The organism is Phenylobacterium sp., from assembly GCF_036402295.1.
Taxonomy (GTDB): domain Bacteria; phylum Pseudomonadota; class Alphaproteobacteria; order Caulobacterales; family Caulobacteraceae; genus Phenylobacterium.
The window spans coordinates 1-1,520 of sequence record NZ_DASWTE010000419.1; the positions used below are offsets into that span (position 1 = coordinate 1).

Sequence of the window (1,520 nt, forward strand, 5' to 3'; positions counted from 1 at the left end):
CCCTCGCCGAAGGCCTGGCCGCCGCGCTGGGCCCCGACGTGGAGCTCGCCGTCCACCGGGGCGTCGACAACGATCCCTACCCGCCGCCGGCCGACCGCCGCCAGTTCAGCCCCGACGAGACCCGCGGCGCCGAGGGGCTCAGGGCGGAGTATTTCGCCAGCGACGACCTCACCGGCGAGCCGAACAGCGCCGGCGTCGAGCGGCACATGCTGCGCTGGGTCATGGGCGCGGTGGCCCAGGCGCGGCGGCCGGCCTACGGCGCGTTCCGCTGGAGCGGCTGGTTCTGGCCGGAGGATTCGGGGACCTACGAGTTCGGCCTGCGCGCCACGGGGACGCCGCGGCTGTCGCTGGACGGGGCGCTGCTGATCGGCCCCGAGACGGCGGCGACCTCCGATCGGTTCGACTCCATGGGCCAGTTGGCCGCGCGGCGCCTGGCGACCCGCGATCTGGAGGCCGGCCGCGGCTACCGGATCGAGCTGGAATACCTCCCCGCACGGCCGGACCAGGACTATGTCGCCCTCGGCGTCCGCGCGCCCTCCGAGCCGATGTCGGTGGCGGTCGAAGCCGCGAAGGCCGCCGACGCCGTGGTGCTCGTGTTGGGTTCGGCCGCGGTCACCGAGGCCGAGGGCTACGACCGCGAGGACATGGACCTGCCCGGCGCGCAGGACGCGCTGGCCCGAGCGGTGCTGGCGGCCAACCCGAACACCGTGGTGGTGCTGAACACCGGCTCGCCGTTCGCCATGCCGTGGATCGACGAGGCGCGGGCCGTCCTGCAGATGTGGCTGCCGGGCGAGACCGCGCCCGATGCGCTCGCCGCAGTCCTGACCGGGGCGCGGAGCCCCGGCGGCAGGTTGCCGGTGACCTTCCCCAAGGCGTTCGGGGTGCATCCGGCGCATCGCGTGGAGCCCGACCCGAAGGTCTGCGAATATTCCGAAGGCTTGGCGGTGGGCTACCGCTGGTTCGACGAGGCGGAGGTCGAGCCGCTGTTCCCCTTCGGCCACGGCCTCGCCTACACGACCTTCGAGCTCGGCGACCTGGCGGCTCCCGCCACGGCGAAGGTGGGGGAACCGGTGCGCGTAGACGTCACCGTGACCAACACCGGTGACCGCGCCGGGGCGGAGGTGGTCCAGCTCTACGTCGCCCCGAAGTCCCCGCGCCTGCCGCGCCCGCCGAAGGAACTGAAGGCGTTCGCGAAGGTGGCGCTGGAGCCCGGCGAGCGGCGTACAGTGACCCTGGAGCTGGAACCCGGTGCGTTCGCATATTGGGACGGTGGTTGGACGGTGGATGCGGGCGAGTACGACCTGCTGGTGGGGCGGTCCGCGGGGGATGTCCGGCTGAGAACGACGGTGCGGCTCAACTAGAGACTAGCGCTTGGGACTCGGCTCCTTCGAGAGCCGCGTGATCAGCAGCGCCGCGCGCTTGGCCTGGCGGTCGAGGCTCTTCAGGTCCGCCGTCTCGCCGGGCGCGTGGCTGCCCTCCCCGGCCATGCCCAGGCCCACGAGGCCGTCGATGAAGGCGAC

At 73.2% G+C, this 1,520-nt stretch carries 1 protein-coding gene; it reads left to right on the top strand.

Annotated features, from left to right (window positions below):
• Nucleotides 1-1,361 (top strand): glycoside hydrolase family 3 C-terminal domain-containing protein (locus tag VGD44_RS24175; protein WP_331090936.1); only part of this gene is annotated, 1,361 nt, incomplete at its 5' end.
• Between the last annotated feature and the right edge of the window lie 159 nt (nt 1,362-1,520).